Origin of the sequence: Flavobacterium sp. CYK-55 (genome assembly GCF_018413465.1) — a bacterium.
Taxonomy (GTDB): Bacteria; Bacteroidota; Bacteroidia; order Flavobacteriales; family Flavobacteriaceae; genus Flavobacterium.
In genome coordinates, this window is the sequence record NZ_JAHCDK010000035.1 from 1 (window position 1) to 513 (window position 513).

1 protein-coding gene is annotated in these 513 nt (G+C 43.7%); it reads left to right on the forward strand.

Annotation, left to right across the window (positions count from 1 at the left end):
• Nucleotides 1-513: putative Ig domain-containing protein (locus tag KIH23_RS13610; RefSeq protein WP_213214048.1), on the forward strand; the 513-nt coding region annotated here is incomplete at both ends.

The following is a 513-nucleotide window of genomic DNA, read 5'->3' on the forward strand; positions in this document are numbered from 1 at the left end:
ACTCGCCGAATGTGTTTACCGTAGGAAGTTCGATTGTGAATTTAGTTCCGAGTTTCTCAGGAAATGTGACTTCGTTTAGCATCGCGCCGGCTTTACCTTCGGGATTATCTTTTGATACAACTTCAGGGGTGATTTCAGGAGCGCCAACTGAGGTTTCTGCAACTTCGATTTATACCGTAACGGCCTTCAATTCCGGCGGATCAACTTCATTTGGAGTTTCGATTACGGTAAATGATGTCGCGCCTTCAGCTTTGAGTTATAATTCACCAAATGTGTTTACTGTAGGAAGCCCAATTGTGAATTTAGTTCCGAGTTTTACTGGAAATGTGACTTCGTTTAGCATTACGCCAAGTTTACCTTTGGGATTGTCTTTTGATACTGCAACTGGTGTGATTTCAGGAGCGCCAACTGAGGTTTCTGCAACTTCGATTTATACCGTAACGGCCTTCAATTCCGGCGGATCAACTTCATTTGGAATTTCGATTACCGTGAACGATGTGGCGCCTTCAACTT